Below are 15,279 nucleotides of genomic sequence, written 5' to 3' on the forward strand. Positions count from 1 at the left end.
CTAACCATCGTCCTATTGTCATGTCCATTCCCCTGTTGATTTAACATGTGTTCGATCGGCAGGGATTCTTTTTCCCCTTATCCAAAATCGAAATTTCCTATAAAATAAAGAAGGAGAGGATGCCCGAAAGCACCCTCTCACTCAAAAGCTATATGTAATTCTATTGTTTGATAAAATTCTATTGATATTCGCAAACATCAACCCATTTCATCAAGAAATCTTTTTCCAAAGCATTCTCTTTTTCAAGCTGAGCAGCAGCAACGATCGGGAGCCATTTCTCCACATACTGTTTTGCTGTATCTGTCTTCTTGCAGAATAACTTCAGATATAAATCTGCTGTGTTCTGGTCTTTCAATGCAAACAACAAATATGTCATTGCAGCGTCTGCCCCTGCATTTCCCTGTGTTGCATGTGCCCAGTCCACAACTGTCATCGTACCATCTTCCGCTACGATAACATTGGTAGGATTAAAGTCACCATGGCATACTTTCGTATGTTTCGGCATTCCATCCAAGCGTGTCAAAAGTTCATATTTCTGTGTTGCGTCAAGTACATTCAATCCATTGATCTGACGAGTAAGTTTATCTTTGAGTTTGTTCATCAAAGGAGCTTTTTTAGAGTGGATCTCAAGCTGAAGATCTACAAATTTTTCCATGTATTCTTCCAGTTTACCCGGATTCTCTTTCATCAGCTCCGCCAAAGTCTTCCCTTCTTTATACTCAAGCAAAAGTGCCCATTTTCCATCTACCTGTGAGACAGAAATCACTTTCGCCACATCAAGTCCTGTTTCCTCTGCTCTCACCTGATTCAACGCTTCATTAAACACATTTGATTTTGGATGGTTGTTTTCAAAAACTTTAACAATGCCCTCTTCACATTTGTAAACCTTTTTGTAAGAACGTTCAACGATAATGTTTTCTTTTTCTAGTTTCATGATGCTTCCTCCTTATCCATGCCTTTTACGTTTTGCACAATTATTTCACCTTACTCATTTGATGATATGTGCGCTTTTACCCAGAGCTCATTTTGAGCTCCGGGTACCTTTGTGAATATTATATCACTTTTTTACTTTCCGTAATAGCATTTTAAGTAGATTTCTTTAATTTCTTTCATCAATGGATATCTTGGGTTTGCACCTGTACACTGATCATTGAATGCCTGCTCAACCATTTCATCTAATGTGTCGAGGAAATATTTTTCGTCAACGCCATATTCTTTGATCGTTTTCTTGATACCAATCTTTTCTTTGAGTTCTTCCAATTTCTGGCAGAACAGCTCAACTGTTTCTTTGTCATCTTTTCCACAGATTCCTGCATACCTTGCTGCCTCAGCGTATCTTGCAAGCGCGCTTGGATACTGATACTGAGAGAATGTTCCCATCTTAGCTGGAACTTCTGCTGCATTGTAACGGATCACTTCTGTCAGGATTACTGCGTTTGCGATACCGTGTGGCAAGTGATGGAATGCACCAAGTTTGTGAGCCATAGAATGGTTCAGTCCAAGGAATGCATTTGCGAATGCCATACCTGCGATGCAGGATGCATCTGCCATTTTCTCTCTTGCAATCGGGTCATTTGCACCGTTTTCGTAAGCAGATGGCAAGTAATCAAATACTGTCTTGATCGCCTGTAAGGAAAGACCTTTTGTGAAGTCTGTAGCCATAATGGATACATAAGACTCGATCGCATGTGTCATAACATCGATACCGGATGCGCTTGTCAAGCCTTTTGGCTGTGTCATCATATTGTCAACATCTACGATTGCCATATCCGGGAGCAATTCGTAGTCAGCGAGCGGCCATTTTACTCCTGTCTCAGCATCTGTAATGATAGCGAAAGGAGTAACCTCAGAACCTGTTCCTGAAGATGTTGGAATTGCTACAAAGTAAGCTTTCTCGCCCATCTTAGGGAATTTAAATACTCTCTTGCGGATATCCATGAAGTCCATAGCCATGTCTTCAAAGTTTGCTTCCGGATGCTCATACATTACCCACATGATCTTTGCAGCGTCCATTGCAGAACCACCGCCAAGAGCGATGATCACGTCTGGTTCAAATGCTTTCATCTGAGCAGTTCCCTGCTGTGCACACTGTAATGTCGGGTCTGGAGCTACTTCATAGAAACATGTATGCTGGATTCCCATCTCATCCAATTTATCTTCGATTGGTTTTACATAACCATTTTTATATAAGAAACTATCTGTTACGATAAATGCTTTTTTCTTGTGCATTTCTGTGCCGAGCTCATCTAATGCAACTGGCATACATCCTTTTTTGAAGTAAACCTTTTCAGGTGTTCTGAACCAAAGCATGTTTTCTCTCCTTTCGGCTACTGTCTTGATATTGATCAAATGTTTTACACCAACGTTTTCAGATACAGAGTTTCCGCCCCAGGAACCGCATCCAAGTGTCAATGATGGTGCAAGTTTGAAGTTGTACAGATCACCGATACCACCTTGAGAAGAAGGTGTGTTGATAAGGATACGGCAAGTCTTCATTGCTGCCGCATGTTTTGCCATTTTTTCTGTCTGTGATGGATGAATGTACAAGGATGATGTATGTCCGTATCCGCCGTCAGCTACAAGCTGCTCTGCTTTTGCAAGTGCCTCATCAAAAGTTTTTGCTTTGTACATTGCAAGTACTGGAGAAAGTTTCTCATGTGCGAATTCTTCTGAAATATCTACTGATTCAACCTCACCGATCAGAATCTTTGTACTCTCCGGAACATCCACACCTGCAAGTTTTGCGATTGTATATGCGGACTGTCCTACGATTTTTGCATTCAGAGCACCGTTGATGATAATTGTCTTTCTTACTTTTTCGATTTCGTCTTTTTTCAGGAAGTAGCATCCTCTGTAAGCAAATTCATCTTTTACCTGTTTGTAAACAGACTCAAGAACTGTTACAGACTGCTCGGATGCACAGATCATACCATTGTCAAATGTTTTGGAATGAATGATAGAGTTTACAGCCAGTTTGATATCTGCTGTGTCATCGATGATGACCGGAGTATTACCAGCTCCAACACCAAGTGCCGGTTTTCCTGAAGAGTAAGCAGCCTTAACCATTCCCGGACCACCTGTTGCGAGGATGATGTCCGCATCTCTCATAACCTGGTTTGTAAGTTCCAGTGAAGGAACATCGATCCAGCCAATGATTCCCTCCGGTGCACCAGCTTTTACTGCTGCTTCAAGTACAACTTTTGCAGCTGCGATCGTACAAGCTTTTGCACGTGGATGCGGGCTGATGATGATCGCGTTTCTTGTTTTCAAAGCGATCAATGTTTTAAAGATTGCTGTTGATGTCGGGTTAGTCGTAGGAATAACAGCTGCGATGATACCAATCGGCTCTGCAATTTTTTTGATTCCGTAAGCTTTATCTTCTTCAATTACACCGCAAGTTTTTGTATTTTTGTATGCGTTGTAAATATATTCTGCTGCATAGTGGTTTTTGATAACTTTATCTTCCACAACGCCCATTCCTGTCTCTTCTACTGCCATCTTAGCAAGCGGAATACGCATTTTATTGGCTGCCATAGCTGCCTGGAAGAAAATTTCATCTACCTGCTCCTGTGTATAAGTAGCAAACTGTTTCTGAGCTTCTTTCATAGCCTGCATTTTGGCTGTCAATGCTTCTACATTGTCAATAATTTCTGGTAAAACTTCGTTTTTCTTTGCCATACCATTCTCTCCTTCTGAATTGAGTTTTTATTTGCTCTTCATGAGTGTAAGTATAAGTTATCGTTATTTTTTTGTCAATAGGATTTTGTTATTTTTTTAACGTTTTCGTATGCTTTCCTCTTTTGCACAACGAAACTTTACTTTTCGACATTTTTCTTGTATCATTCCACCACATCATGGATTTTCTATTTACACAAATATCCAAGCCTGCAGCCATGCCAGAAACATCCCTATTGAAAAGAAAATTCCCATGGGGAGCTCCGTTCCTTTTACAGACTTTCTTCTGACCAAAAGAAAAAGACACCATACCCCAGCTGCAAGAACACCTGCTGAAAATGCCTTCCAACTTCCCTCCACACCAAGAGAGAGCGCTCCAGCTGACATAAGCTTTATATCCCCTCCTCCAAAAGTCCGCACTGCAAGATTGAGGACGATCATAAACACGGCAATAGAGCCTGCGCCCGCAAAAGCTTGAAACACTCCGACTCCGTCATCAGCAATTGCAGAAAGTCCGCAGGCACCTGCGAGCAGAGATACTGCATGATTTGGAATTTTTTTGTAGAAAATATCATATACGGATATATAAATCAGAATAGAACAACAGATAAAAATAAGAATTGCTTGCTGCATGAAACTCCTTTAAAGATAAAATAATAGACGGCCGCTTTGCGAACCGTCTATTGTCATGAATATTATACAAGTTCGATGAGTACTTCCATCGCTGCGTCACCTTTACGCTGTCCAATCTTGATGATTCTTGTGTAACCACCATTGCGTCCCTCGTATTTTGGTGCGATTTCATCAAACAACTTTGCAACCATATCCACTTCTTTTGCTTTTGCTTTTTTGTCAGCTTTGTCTGACACTTTTACCGGATATAAAACTTTGAGCATCTGACGTCTTGCATGAAGTCTGGATGGCATGTCTTTTTTGATCTTCTTTTCAACTTCATCGTAAACAGTTACTTTCTTTCCGTCTACAACTTCTTTTACTCTCTTGCCATCTTTGTCTTTTCTTGCAACTTTTGCTTTCACAGTAACTTCTTCATAGTTGTCTTTTTCTTTTACTGCCATAGCAATAAGACCTTCGGCAATCTTTTTGATCTCTTTTGCCTTTGTCTCAGTTGTAACAATCTTACCGTTGCAAAGCAAAGCTGTTACCTGGTTTCTCAATAATGCTTTTCTTTGGCTTGATGTTCTGCCAAGCTTTCTATATTTTGCCATTTCATTATCCTCCATATTTGTGACATATCACCGCGCTCTTCGGGCTTACCGGCAATATGCTCTGGTTATGCATTCTTCGGGCTTACTAGCCAGATATTATATTGTTTAGGCATCCTCTCCCGGGCTCAATTCAAGACCCAGCTCTTTTAATTTTGCCAATACTTCTTCCAAAGATTTGCGTCCAAGGTTGCGGACTTTCATCATATCTTCAGGTGTTCTGTTTGTCAATTCTTCCACTGTGTTGATGCCCGCTCTCTTCAAACAGTTGTAGGAACGAACAGAGAGCTCAAGCTCATCAATGCTCATCTCAAGCACTTTTTCTTTTTCATCATCCTCTTTTTCAATCATAACTTCAGCAGCCTGTGCTACTTCAGAGAGATCAATGAATAGTTTCAAGTGCTCATTGAGTACTTTCGCCGCAAGGCTCACCGCCTCATCCGGCATCAGCGTACCGTTTGTGTACACGTCCAGTGTCAGTTTGTCAAAATCAGTAATCTGTCCCACACGTGTATTCTGAACTGTCAGGTTTACACGCTCTACTGGTGTGTAGATGGAATCTATCGGAATCACGCCGATTGGAAGGTCTTCGTTTTTATTTTTATCAGCACTTACGTACCCTCTTCCCTTTGTGATGGTCAGCTCCATATACAATTTGCTGTCAGCGCCTCCGTTGAGTGTGGCGATAACTGCATCCGGATTCATAATCTCAATATCAGGATCAGCCTGAATATCCGCTCCTGTAACAACACCTTCTCCTTCAAATTCGATATAAGCTGTCTTTGGCTCATCTGTCTCTGAAGAATTCTTGATTGCCAATGATTTCAGATTCATGATAATCTCTGTCACATCTTCCTTTACCCCAGGAATGGAGCTGAACTCGTGCAGCACGCCGTCAATCTTGACATGACTCACCGCTGCACCAGGAAGTGAAGAGAGCATGATTCTTCTAAGAGAGTTGCCAAGAGTGATACCATATCCTCTCTCGAGCGGCTCCACTACAAATCTTCCATATTTTTTATCTTCTGAAATCTCTGTAATTTCAATATTCGGTTTATTAAAATCAAACACTACAAAGGCCCTCCTTTTGGCTTGTTATATGTTGAGGGATTCTAAATACCCCGTAAAGCAGCATACCAGATATAAATATATTATAACTGGCTGCTGCCATACGGTAAACATATAGAAAGCGCATTTTGCAAACTTTCTATTGTCATGAATACAAATCTTAGCCTATTTAGAATATAATTCGACAATCAACATTTCATCGACAGGAACATCAATTGCTTCTCTTGCCGGAAGTTCTTTCACAGAACCTTTTAAGTTTTCTGCGTCAACATCCATCCATTCCGGTACCATTCTTCCAGCTGTCACTTCCAGAATATCTTTATATCTCTGAGAACCTTTTTTGTTTTCCTTGATCTCAATGGTATCTCCAGCTTTAATAAGGTAAGATGGGATATTCACCTGTTTTCCATTTACCAAAACATGCTTGTGGTCAACGATCTGTCTTGCTTCACGTCTTGTTCTTGCAAAGCCCATACGGAAAACAACATTGTCTAATCTTGATTCAAGAAGAATCATAAGATTTTCACCAGTCATACCATTCATCTGTTTTGCCTTGTTATAGTAATTTCTGAATGGTTTTTCCAATACGCCGTAGATGAATTTAGCTTTCTGTTTCTCGCGAAGCTGAAGGCCGTACTCACTCATCTTTCTGTTCGCTCTTTTTAACTGTCTATTAGATTTTTTATCGATTCCTAAATAGATCGGATCCATACCAAGAGATCTGCATCTTTTAAGAACTGGAACTCTGTTTACTGCCATGTTCTTCTATCCTCCTATTACACTCTTCTACGTTTTGGTGGACGACATCCATTATGTGGTACTGGAGTAACGTCTTTGATACTTGTTACATCGATTCCGCAAGCCTGCAGCGCACGAATTGCTGCCTCTCTTCCTGAACCTGGTCCCTTAACCATAACGTCCACTGACTTCAGACCATGTACTAATGCTGCTTTTGCTGCTGTCTCAGCTGCCATCTGAGCTGCATAAGGAGTAGATTTCCTTGAACCTTTAAATCCAAGACCACCGGCACTTGCCCATGATAAAGCATTTCCCTGTGCATCTGTCAATGTTACGATTGTGTTGTTGAAAGATGACTGGATATGTGCCTGTCCGCGTTCAACGTTTTTCTTGACACGTTTTTTTGTTACTTTTTTTGCAACTTTCTTAGCCATTATAAACTAACCTACTTTCTCCAATATTTCCGAATTTCACTACATCAAGTGCTTATTTCTTCTTATTTGCAACAGTTCTCTTAGGACCTTTTCTTGTTCTTGCGTTTGTCTTTGTCTTCTGTCCACGAACAGGAAGTCCTTTTCTGTGACGGATACCTCTGTAGCATCCGATCTCCTGTAATCTCTTGATATTCAGGGCAATCTCTCTTCTCAGATCACCTTCCACCATCTGTGTCTCATCGATCACTGCACTGATTTTCTTTACTTCTTCGTCAGTCAGATCTCTGACACGTGTATCTGGATTTACTCCAGCTTCCTTTAAAATACGATTAGAACTTACTCTACCGATTCCGTAGATATAAGTTAAGCCAATTTCGACACGTTTGTCTCTTGGTAAGTCTACACCTGCAATACGAGCCATGTGATTTTCCTCCATCTTTCTTCCGGCATAAAAACATTAGCAGCTCCCGAAATCTTCCGGGCCTGAAATGTCGTGCTAATCTTTCTGCCTGGTTGTTAATATTGTCCCAAATTGGGATACAGCATACTGCGGAAGTACCGCTGCATCCAGCTGCTAGATACTACAGCCTTTCTCAGCACCGGTTTCCCGGTCTATAATATGCTCACATACAAATACGGAAAGCACATCCTCTGATTGTCTGTACTCTCCCCTGCTGTCCTGTATATTATAGAAATGACACTGAGTATTATAAGCAATATATAATGTGAAGATGTTCCTCACTATATATCAACAGTAGTTACACGCATCCTTGTGTGTCACTACTACAGCCGCCTTAAATAAATTTACAAACAATGGACATTAACCCTGTCTTTGTTTGTGTTTCGGATTTTCGCAGATTACTCTGACGCTTCCTTTTCTTTTGATAATCTTGCATTTTTCGCAAATTGGTTTTACTGATGATCTAACCTTCACGGTAAATCCTCCTTTCCCTCGTTGCCAATTTCGGTTTTCAAACAAAACTGTAGGCGAACTTTCCTAACAGTTCGCCTAATATTATAGCACTTTGCTTTCCACAAAGTCAACAGTTATTTTATTTATCTCTCCAAATAATTCTTCCCTTTGACAGATCATACGGGGACAACTCCAAAGTCACTTTGTCTCCCGGTAAAATCTTGATAAAATTCATGCGAAGTTTTCCGCTGATGTGCGCAAGCACCTGATGTCCGTTTTCCAACTCTACCTGAAACATTGCATTCGGCAATTTTTCCACAACAGTTCCTTCAATTTCAATTACATCTGCTTTTGACATATTCTTCCTCCTAAATCAACTTCTCTTTCTTATACAATTTCAAAATACGTTTTAGCTTTACATTATCGCTCTCTTCCAGCTCGTAATACCTGCCGATTGGCTGGACATGTTTCTTTTTCTTTTTTTTAGGTTTTTCCCATGTCCTGACCTCTCCGTCCGCCAGATACACGTACCTGTCTTCTTCTCCTATTACTATATAAACATTGTTTTTGTCATGCCCTGCCTTTGATTTGGCGAGCATTCCCATCTTCCATTCTGTCATCACTCTTCCTCGCTAACGTAAAGTTAAAAGTTTTGGCTCTCCACCTGTGATCAGCACTGTATTTTCATAGTGAGCAGACAGTCTTCCGTCTTTTGTCACAACTGTCCATTCATCATCCAGCCAGCGCACCTGCCATGTCCCGGCATTGATCATCGGCTCGATCGCAAGAGTCATACCAGCCTTCAATCTCAGCCCTTTTCGTCCTGTGTCAAAGTTAGTTATCTCCGGCGCTTCGTGAAGATTAGTTCCGATTCCATGTCCGCACAAGTCACGGACAACACCGTACCCGCGCGCTCTTGCGTAATTTCCGATGGCAGCTGATATTTCACCTAGATGATTGCCCTCCCTTGCATACTTTATACCTTCAAAAAAGCTTTCCTCAGTCACTCTGACAAGGTCCTTGGCCTCTTTAGTTCCTTCGCCGACAATGTGTGTCCTTGCGGCATCGGAGTGATAACCTTTATAGATCACCCCTGCGTCCAGACTGACCACATCTCCTTCATGGATGATGCGGCCTGCATTTGGGATTCCATGCACCACCTCGTCATTCAGGGAAACACAGATAGATGCCGGATAGCCATTGTATCCAAGAAAAGAAGGAATACATCCGTAGCTTCTGATGATCTCCTCTCCAAGCTTATCAATATCCAGAGTCGTCATTCCGGGCCTCAATGCCTTCCCCAATTCTTCATGCACTAAGGCCAGGATTCTTCCTGCCTCTGTCATCAGCTCTATTTCTCTTGGAGATTTTATAGAAACCGGCATCTTTTATTCTCCAAGAATTCCGGTGATCGCCTTGAACACATCCTCAAGGTCCACGGTTCCGTCTACAGTTTTTAAAATTCCTTTTTCTGTGTAATAGTCAATCAACGGCTGAGTCTGCTCATGGTATACAGCAAGTCTTTTCTGTACTGTCTCCGGTTTGTCGTCATCGCGCAGGATCAGTTCTCCGCCACAGTTATCACAGATACCTTCTTCTTTCGTAGGAGCGTGCACGATATGATATGTAGCGCCGCAGTCCACACATGCTCTTCTTCCGGACATACGATTTACGATATTTTCATCCGGAACATTGATGTCGATAGCATAGTCCATTTTCTGGTCCATAGATTCCAGTGCTTTGTCCAGTGCCTCAGCTTGAGGAATGGTTCTTGGGAATCCGTCCAGAACATATCCCTTGGTACAGTCGTCCTGGTTTACACGGTCCACTACCAAATCTACCACAAGCTCGTCAGGCACAAGAAGGCCCTGGTCCATATATGTCTTAGCCTTTTTTCCCAGTTCCGTACCATTTTTGATGTTAGCGCGGAAAATATCTCCTGTGGAGATGTGTGGAATTTCATACTTAGCAGCAATTTTTTTCGCCTGGGTGCCTTTTCCTGCCCCCGGTGCGCCTAACATAATAATCTTCATAGCATTTCCTCCTTATAGCATTTTAACTCGTAAGATTTCAACGCAAGTTGCTGAAATAATACGAGCTAAAATAATTAGTTATTTAAAAATCCTTTGTAATTTCTTACAAGCATCTGTGATTCCACCTGTTTGATCGTGTCAAGGACAACGCCAACGATAATGATCAAAGATGTTCCACCGAATGAAACCTGTGCACCGAACACTCCGTTAAAGAAGAATGGGATGATCTGTACGATCACAAGCCCGCATGCACCGATAAAAATAATCTTGTTCAAAATCTTTGTCAAATAATCAACCGTAGGTTTTCCAGGTCTGATCCCCGGGATAAATCCGCCGCTCTTCTTCATATTGTTTGCAATCTCAAGTGGATTGAAAGTAATAGAAGTGTAGAAATACGCAAAAAGTACTGTCAGTATCATATATACGACAAGTCCCCATGAATATTTCAGGTTTGACGGATTACACCAGTTGTTGGAGCTCAAACCGCGAAGGATTTCGCTGCCAATTCCAGTGCCCTGCCCTTTTCCAAGGAAAGCTGCGATCACAACCGGAGTCTGCATCAAAGATGATGCGAAGATTACAGGAACAACTCCCGCTGTATTGACTTTCAGCGGAATACTGGAAGACTGTCCTCCCACACTTCTTCTTCCCACGATTTTCTGAGAATACTGAACAGGGATTTTCCTGATTCCATCCTGCAATATGATTACAAAAATTACAAGTGCTAAAATAATCGCCAAAATAATTAACGCTGCAAGTCCACCTGATGCGAGGCTTTTGCCTTTAATAAACTGGTCATAGAGTGATGTCAGATCACTTGGTATTCTTGAAAGGATATTGATAAGAAGTACAATTGAGATACCATTACCTACACCTTTTTCTGTAATACGTTCACCAATCCACATTAAGAAAGCACTACCTGCTGTCAATGTTACTACAACTACAGCTACATTCACAAAATTGTATTCTGTAAGCAAGCCCTGACGTCCAAATCCGATTGCCATTGCTGTAGATTCAACCAATGCAAGGATTACTGTCACATAACGGGTAATTGCTACCAGTTTTTTTCTACCGTCTTCGCCGTCTCTCTGCATTTCCTCCAGCTTTGGAATCGCGATTGTCAGCAGCTGGATAATAATAGAAGATGTAATATACGGTGTAATGCTCAGCGCAAATATTGACATTCTTTCAAAGGAGCCTCCAGTGAAGGCACTAAAAAAGTTGAATGCCTCCCCTGTCTGCTGTGCAAAGAAATTCTGTATAAATGTCGCGTCAACTCCTGGCGTTGGGAGCTGTGAGCCAATTCTGATTACGATCAACATAAGGAAAGTAAAAATCAGTCTTTTTCTGATATCTTCTATCTGAAATGCTTTCCGGAATGTCTTAAGCATTAGATCACCTCTGTTTTCCCACCAAGAGCCTCGATTTTAGCTTTTGCGCCTTCGCTAAATGCATTTGCCTGAACTGTAAGTTTCTTAGTTAATTCTCCGTTTCCAAGGATTTTTACACCGTCTTTAGGATTTTTAACGATTCCTGTCTCAACCAATGTCTCAACAGAAACAACAGCGTCATTGTCAAATCTCTCTAAAGCACTTACGTTGATGCCAACGATCGTCTTAGAGCTTGGACAAGTAAATCCTCTCTTTGGAATACGTCTGTACAATGGCATCTGACCACCTTCAAAACCTGGTCTTGGTGCTCCTGAACGAGCTTTCTGACCCTTGTGGCCTTTACCTGCTGTCTTACCATTTCCTGATCCGTGTCCACGTCCTCTTCTGAAGTTGTTGCTCTGCTTTGAACCGTCAGCTGGTCTTAAGTTAGATAAATCCATGATGGCACCTCCTTTTCCCTTTTTAATTTTAAGCCTCTTCAACTTTTACCATGTATTCAACCTGTTTCACCATACCTCTTGTGGCAGCGTTATCAGGTAATACAACAGTCTTGTTTAATTTTCTAAGCCCCAATGCTTCCACTGTTTTTCTATGCTTTGGAACAGCACCGATTGGAGACTTTACCAATGTTACTTTTAATTCTGCCATTTCACGATACCTCCTTAGCCCAGAATCTCTTCAACAGATTTTCCGCGGAGTTTTGCAACTTCCTCCGGAGTTTTCAACTGACTAAGTCCGTTGATTGTAGCGAGAACTACATTCTGTTTGTTATTGGAACCCAAAGATTTTGTATAGATATTCTTGATTCCCGCCATCTCGATAACTGCACGGGCAGGACCTCCGGCGATAACTCCAGTACCGTCAGATGCTTTTTTGAGCAGTACAGTAGCACTTCCGAATTTTCCTACAAAATCATGTGTGATACTTTCGTTTTCATCCAAAGCAACACTCACTAATTTTTTCATAGCATCCTCTTTTCCTTTGCGGATCGCTTCCGGAATTTCGGCTGCTTTTCCTAAACCTGCACCAACATGGCCATTTCCGTCGCCAACAACTACTAAAGCTGTGAATCTGAAGTTACGACCACCTTTAACAACTTTGGTAACACGTTTAATTGATACTACTTTTTCTGTTAATTCCAATTGACTAGCATCAATACGATTTTGTTTCATGTGTTCCTACCTCCTAGAATTCAAGACCAGCTTCTCTAGCTGCGTCTGCTAATGCTTTTACTTTTCCGTGGTATATAAAGCCGCCTCTGTCAAAGACAACAGTCTTAATACCTTTCTCGATCGCTTTTTTTGCGATCACTGTTCCCAAGTATGCTGCTGCATCAACGTTGTTAGTTTTTTCCAGTTCTGCCTTCACGTCTTTCTGAAGAGTGGATGCTGAAACAAGAGTATTTCCAACTGTATCGTCAATAATTTGAGCATACATATGATTATTACTTCTAAACACAGCCAAACGTGGTCTCTCAGCTGTGCCGCTGAAACGATTACGTAATTTTCTGTGTTTGTTTACACGAACTTCTGTTCTGGATTTTTTACTAACCATCTTCACACTCTCCTTAATTATTTTTTACCAGTCTTACCAACTTTACGTCTAATCACTTCATCAGCATATTTGATACCTTTTCCTTTATAAGGCTCTGGTCTTCTCTTATCTCTGATTTCAGCTGCGTATTGGCCTACTTTTTCTTTACTGATACCCTTAACGATGATCTTGTTCTGTCCTTCCACAACACTTTCAATTCCTTCCGGATCGATCATCTCAACCGGATGAGAGTATCCTAAGTTCAATGTCAGTTTATTTCCGGATTTTGCTGCTCTGTAACCTACACCGTTTACTTCAAGAACTTTCTCGTAACCCTGTGTCACACCAACAACCATGTTGTTGATCAATGTTCTTGTCAAACCGTGCAATGATTTCATTTTCTTGAGATCATTTGGTCTTGTAACAACAACCTGCTCGCCTTCCACTTTGATTTCCATCTCAGTTGGAAGTTCTCTTTCAAGAGTTCCCTTCGGACCTTTTACAGTCACTTTATTGTTTTCTGTAACCTCGACAGTTACGCCTGCCGGAATCACTACTGGATGTCTTCCGATACGTGACATATCCAATTACCTCCTACACTTAAATTTTCGGAACGGGTTTTCCCATTCTGTTTTCAGTTCTACCAAATAAAGCAGAGAACTTCTCCGCCGACTTGAAGTTTTCTTGCCTCTTTGTCTGTGATCACGCCCTGGTTTGTAGAGATGATCGCTGTACCAAGTCCTCCAAGAACTCTTGGCAACTCATCTTTTCCAGCGTATACACGAAGACCTGGCTTAGAGATTCTCTTAAGGCCGGAAATAACTTTTTCGTTTTTATCTGCACCATATTTCAATGTAATATGGATTGTTTTGAATACGCCGTCTTCTACAATGTCATATTTCTCGATGTATCCTTCTTTGTAAAGGATTTCTGCGATAGCAAGTTTCATTTTAGATGCCGGAACATCTACTGTATCATGTTTTGCAGTGTTTGCATTACGGATTCTTGTAAGCATATCTGCGATTGGATCACTCATAGTCATTTGAAGTTGCCTCCTTAATTTTTATTTTTTGTTACATCCTTCAGATGCTCACCGGCTTTTCGCCGGCTCGCTTCCACTACGGATATCCTGTCGTTTTCTAAACTATTATATCTGATTTTATCAGATTTTGAAAGTCTTTCTTTTTTACCAGCTTGCTTTCTTTACACCTGGAATCTGTCCTTTGTATGCCAATTCACGGAAGCAGACTCTGCAGATTCCGTATTTTCTCAAATAAGCATGTGGACGCCCACAAATTCTGCAGCGGTTATATTCTCTTGTGGAGAATTTCTGTTTGCGCTGCTGTTTGATTTTCATTGCTGTCTTTGCCATGAATTTCCCTCCTTAATTATTTTGTAAATGGCATATTGAAGTGTTTCAATAACTCACGTGCTTCTTCGTCTGTTTTTGCAGTTGTAACAAAGATTACGTCCATACCTCTTACTTTATCAACTTTATCGTATTCGATTTCAGGGAAAATCAATTGTTCTTTAATACCAAGAGCATAGTTGCCTCTTCCGTCAAATGCGTTCGGATTTACTCCTCTAAAGTCACGTACACGTGGAAGTGCAAGGTTGATCAGGCGGTCAACGAATTCATACATTTTCTCGCCTCTCAAAGTAACTTTACATCCAATCGGCATACCCTCTCTGATCTTAAAGTTTGCAACAGAATTTTTTGCCTTTGTGGCAACAGCTTTCTGTCCTGAAATTTTTTCAAGGTCAGCGATCGCTGCTTCCAATAATTTATGGTTTTCTTTCGCCTCTCCAACACCCATGTTGATGACAACTTTGTCAAGTTTCGGCACTTCCATGATGTTTTTATATCCGAATTTTTTGATCATTGCATCAACGATCTCGTTCTGATACTGTTCTTTTAATCTACTCAAAGTCCTGGACCTCCTTCCTCAATTAATCAATCACGTCGCCTGTTGATTTTGCATAACGTACTTTTTTGTCTCCATCCATTTTAAAGCCGACTCTTGTAGCTTTTCCTTTGTGGATGTACATTACGTTGGATGCGTCAATAGGTCCTTCTTGATGGATGATTCCACCGTTCTGGTTAGCTGCGTTTGGTTTTGTGTGTTTTGTGAGCATGTTCACGCCCTCAACCAGCACTTTATTGTTCTTTCTGTCTACAGAGAGAACTTTTCCTTCTTTATCTTTGTCCTTACCAGCGATTACTTTGACCAAATCACCTTTTTTGATTTTCATAGTTGACATCCTGGCACC

General features: G+C 41.1%; 23 protein-coding genes. All 23 read right to left on the minus strand.

Annotation, left to right across the window (positions count from 1 at the left end; genetic code table 11):
• Nucleotides 1-178 precede the first annotated feature (178 nt).
• Complete coding sequence (locus tag B5F18_RS09910; protein WP_087157508.1) at nt 179-934, minus strand: phosphotransferase family protein; 756 nt, start codon at nt 932-934, stop codon at nt 179-181.
• Nucleotides 935-1,065: 131 nt separating this feature from the next.
• Nucleotides 1,066-3,678, minus strand: a complete 2,613-nt coding sequence (adhE, locus tag B5F18_RS09915) for a bifunctional acetaldehyde-CoA/alcohol dehydrogenase (protein ID WP_087157509.1) — start codon at nt 3,676-3,678, stop codon at nt 1,066-1,068.
• 189 nt (nt 3,679-3,867) lie between these two features.
• On the minus strand, nt 3,868-4,308 hold the full coding sequence (locus B5F18_RS09920; RefSeq protein ID WP_087157510.1) for a prepilin peptidase: 441 nt from the start codon (nt 4,306-4,308) through the stop codon (nt 3,868-3,870).
• A 62-nt stretch (nt 4,309-4,370) separates the two neighbouring features.
• A complete protein-coding gene (locus B5F18_RS09925; RefSeq protein ID WP_087157511.1) occupies nt 4,371-4,901 on the minus strand; it encodes a bL17 family ribosomal protein in 531 nt (176 codons plus the stop codon).
• A 105-nt stretch (nt 4,902-5,006) separates the two neighbouring features.
• Nucleotides 5,007-5,969 (minus strand): DNA-directed RNA polymerase subunit alpha, encoded by a 963-nt coding sequence (locus B5F18_RS09930; RefSeq protein WP_087157512.1) that lies wholly within the window; start codon nt 5,967-5,969, stop codon nt 5,007-5,009.
• A gap of 162 nt (nt 5,970-6,131) precedes the next feature.
• Nucleotides 6,132-6,725, minus strand: a complete 594-nt coding sequence (gene rpsD, locus B5F18_RS09935) for a 30S ribosomal protein S4 (protein WP_087157513.1) — start codon at nt 6,723-6,725, stop codon at nt 6,132-6,134.
• A gap of 17 nt (nt 6,726-6,742) precedes the next feature.
• A complete protein-coding gene (rpsK, locus tag B5F18_RS09940; RefSeq protein ID WP_087157514.1) occupies nt 6,743-7,138 on the minus strand; it encodes a 30S ribosomal protein S11 in 396 nt (131 codons plus the stop codon).
• A gap of 52 nt (nt 7,139-7,190) precedes the next feature.
• The gene (gene rpsM, locus B5F18_RS09945) at nt 7,191-7,559 is read right to left on the minus strand and encodes a 30S ribosomal protein S13 (protein WP_087157515.1); all 369 of its coding nucleotides are present in this window, start codon (nt 7,557-7,559) and stop codon (nt 7,191-7,193) included.
• Nucleotides 7,560-7,958: 399 nt separating this feature from the next.
• Complete coding sequence (gene rpmJ / locus B5F18_RS09950) at nt 7,959-8,072, minus strand: 50S ribosomal protein L36 (protein ID WP_073105013.1); 114 nt, start codon at nt 8,070-8,072, stop codon at nt 7,959-7,961.
• A 118-nt stretch (nt 8,073-8,190) separates the two neighbouring features.
• Entirely contained in the window at nt 8,191-8,409 is a 219-nt protein-coding gene (gene infA, locus B5F18_RS09955; protein ID WP_004607275.1) for a translation initiation factor IF-1, read from the minus strand.
• 10 nt (nt 8,410-8,419) lie between these two features.
• The gene (locus tag B5F18_RS09960) at nt 8,420-8,671 is read right to left on the minus strand and encodes a KOW domain-containing RNA-binding protein (protein ID WP_087157516.1); all 252 of its coding nucleotides are present in this window, start codon (nt 8,669-8,671) and stop codon (nt 8,420-8,422) included.
• Nucleotides 8,672-8,683: 12 nt separating this feature from the next.
• Nucleotides 8,684-9,436, minus strand: coding sequence for a type I methionyl aminopeptidase (gene map, locus B5F18_RS09965; protein ID WP_087157517.1), 753 nt, complete (start codon nt 9,434-9,436; stop codon nt 8,684-8,686).
• A gap of 3 nt (nt 9,437-9,439) precedes the next feature.
• Nucleotides 9,440-10,084: an adenylate kinase gene (locus B5F18_RS09970; RefSeq protein WP_087157518.1), complete on the minus strand. Its 645-nt coding sequence runs from the start codon at nt 10,082-10,084 to the stop codon at nt 9,440-9,442.
• 74 nt (nt 10,085-10,158) lie between these two features.
• Nucleotides 10,159-11,475: a preprotein translocase subunit SecY gene (gene secY / locus B5F18_RS09975; protein WP_087157519.1), complete on the minus strand. Its 1,317-nt coding sequence runs from the start codon at nt 11,473-11,475 to the stop codon at nt 10,159-10,161.
• Entirely contained in the window at nt 11,475-11,915 is a 441-nt protein-coding gene (gene rplO / locus B5F18_RS09980) for a 50S ribosomal protein L15 (RefSeq protein WP_087157520.1), read from the minus strand. The genes secY and rplO overlap by 1 nt, the downstream gene beginning before the upstream one ends.
• 28 nt (nt 11,916-11,943) lie before the next feature.
• A complete protein-coding gene (gene rpmD / locus B5F18_RS09985) occupies nt 11,944-12,123 on the minus strand; it encodes a 50S ribosomal protein L30 (protein ID WP_087157521.1) in 180 nt (59 codons plus the stop codon).
• 14 nt (nt 12,124-12,137) lie between these two features.
• Nucleotides 12,138-12,647, minus strand: coding sequence for a 30S ribosomal protein S5 (rpsE, locus tag B5F18_RS09990; protein WP_087157522.1), 510 nt, complete (start codon nt 12,645-12,647; stop codon nt 12,138-12,140).
• Between the two features lie 13 nt (nt 12,648-12,660).
• Complete coding sequence (gene rplR / locus B5F18_RS09995; protein ID WP_087157523.1) at nt 12,661-13,029, minus strand: 50S ribosomal protein L18; 369 nt, start codon at nt 13,027-13,029, stop codon at nt 12,661-12,663.
• A 17-nt stretch (nt 13,030-13,046) separates the two neighbouring features.
• The gene (gene rplF / locus B5F18_RS10000) at nt 13,047-13,589 is read right to left on the minus strand and encodes a 50S ribosomal protein L6 (RefSeq protein WP_087157524.1); all 543 of its coding nucleotides are present in this window, start codon (nt 13,587-13,589) and stop codon (nt 13,047-13,049) included.
• Between the two features lie 59 nt (nt 13,590-13,648).
• Nucleotides 13,649-14,050, minus strand: a complete 402-nt coding sequence (gene rpsH, locus B5F18_RS10005) for a 30S ribosomal protein S8 (RefSeq protein WP_087157525.1) — start codon at nt 14,048-14,050, stop codon at nt 13,649-13,651.
• 144 nt (nt 14,051-14,194) lie between these two features.
• Complete coding sequence (locus B5F18_RS10010; RefSeq protein ID WP_016220062.1) at nt 14,195-14,380, minus strand: type Z 30S ribosomal protein S14; 186 nt, start codon at nt 14,378-14,380, stop codon at nt 14,195-14,197.
• A 16-nt stretch (nt 14,381-14,396) separates the two neighbouring features.
• The gene (gene rplE / locus B5F18_RS10015; protein WP_087157526.1) at nt 14,397-14,936 is read right to left on the minus strand and encodes a 50S ribosomal protein L5; all 540 of its coding nucleotides are present in this window, start codon (nt 14,934-14,936) and stop codon (nt 14,397-14,399) included.
• A gap of 22 nt (nt 14,937-14,958) precedes the next feature.
• Nucleotides 14,959-15,270, minus strand: coding sequence for a 50S ribosomal protein L24 (gene rplX, locus B5F18_RS10020; RefSeq protein WP_087157527.1), 312 nt, complete (start codon nt 15,268-15,270; stop codon nt 14,959-14,961).
• Nucleotides 15,271-15,279: the final 9 nt, after the last annotated feature.

The sequence above is a fragment of the Lachnoclostridium sp. An181 genome, assembly GCF_002160325.1.
Lineage (GTDB): Bacteria > Bacillota > Clostridia > Lachnospirales > Lachnospiraceae > An181.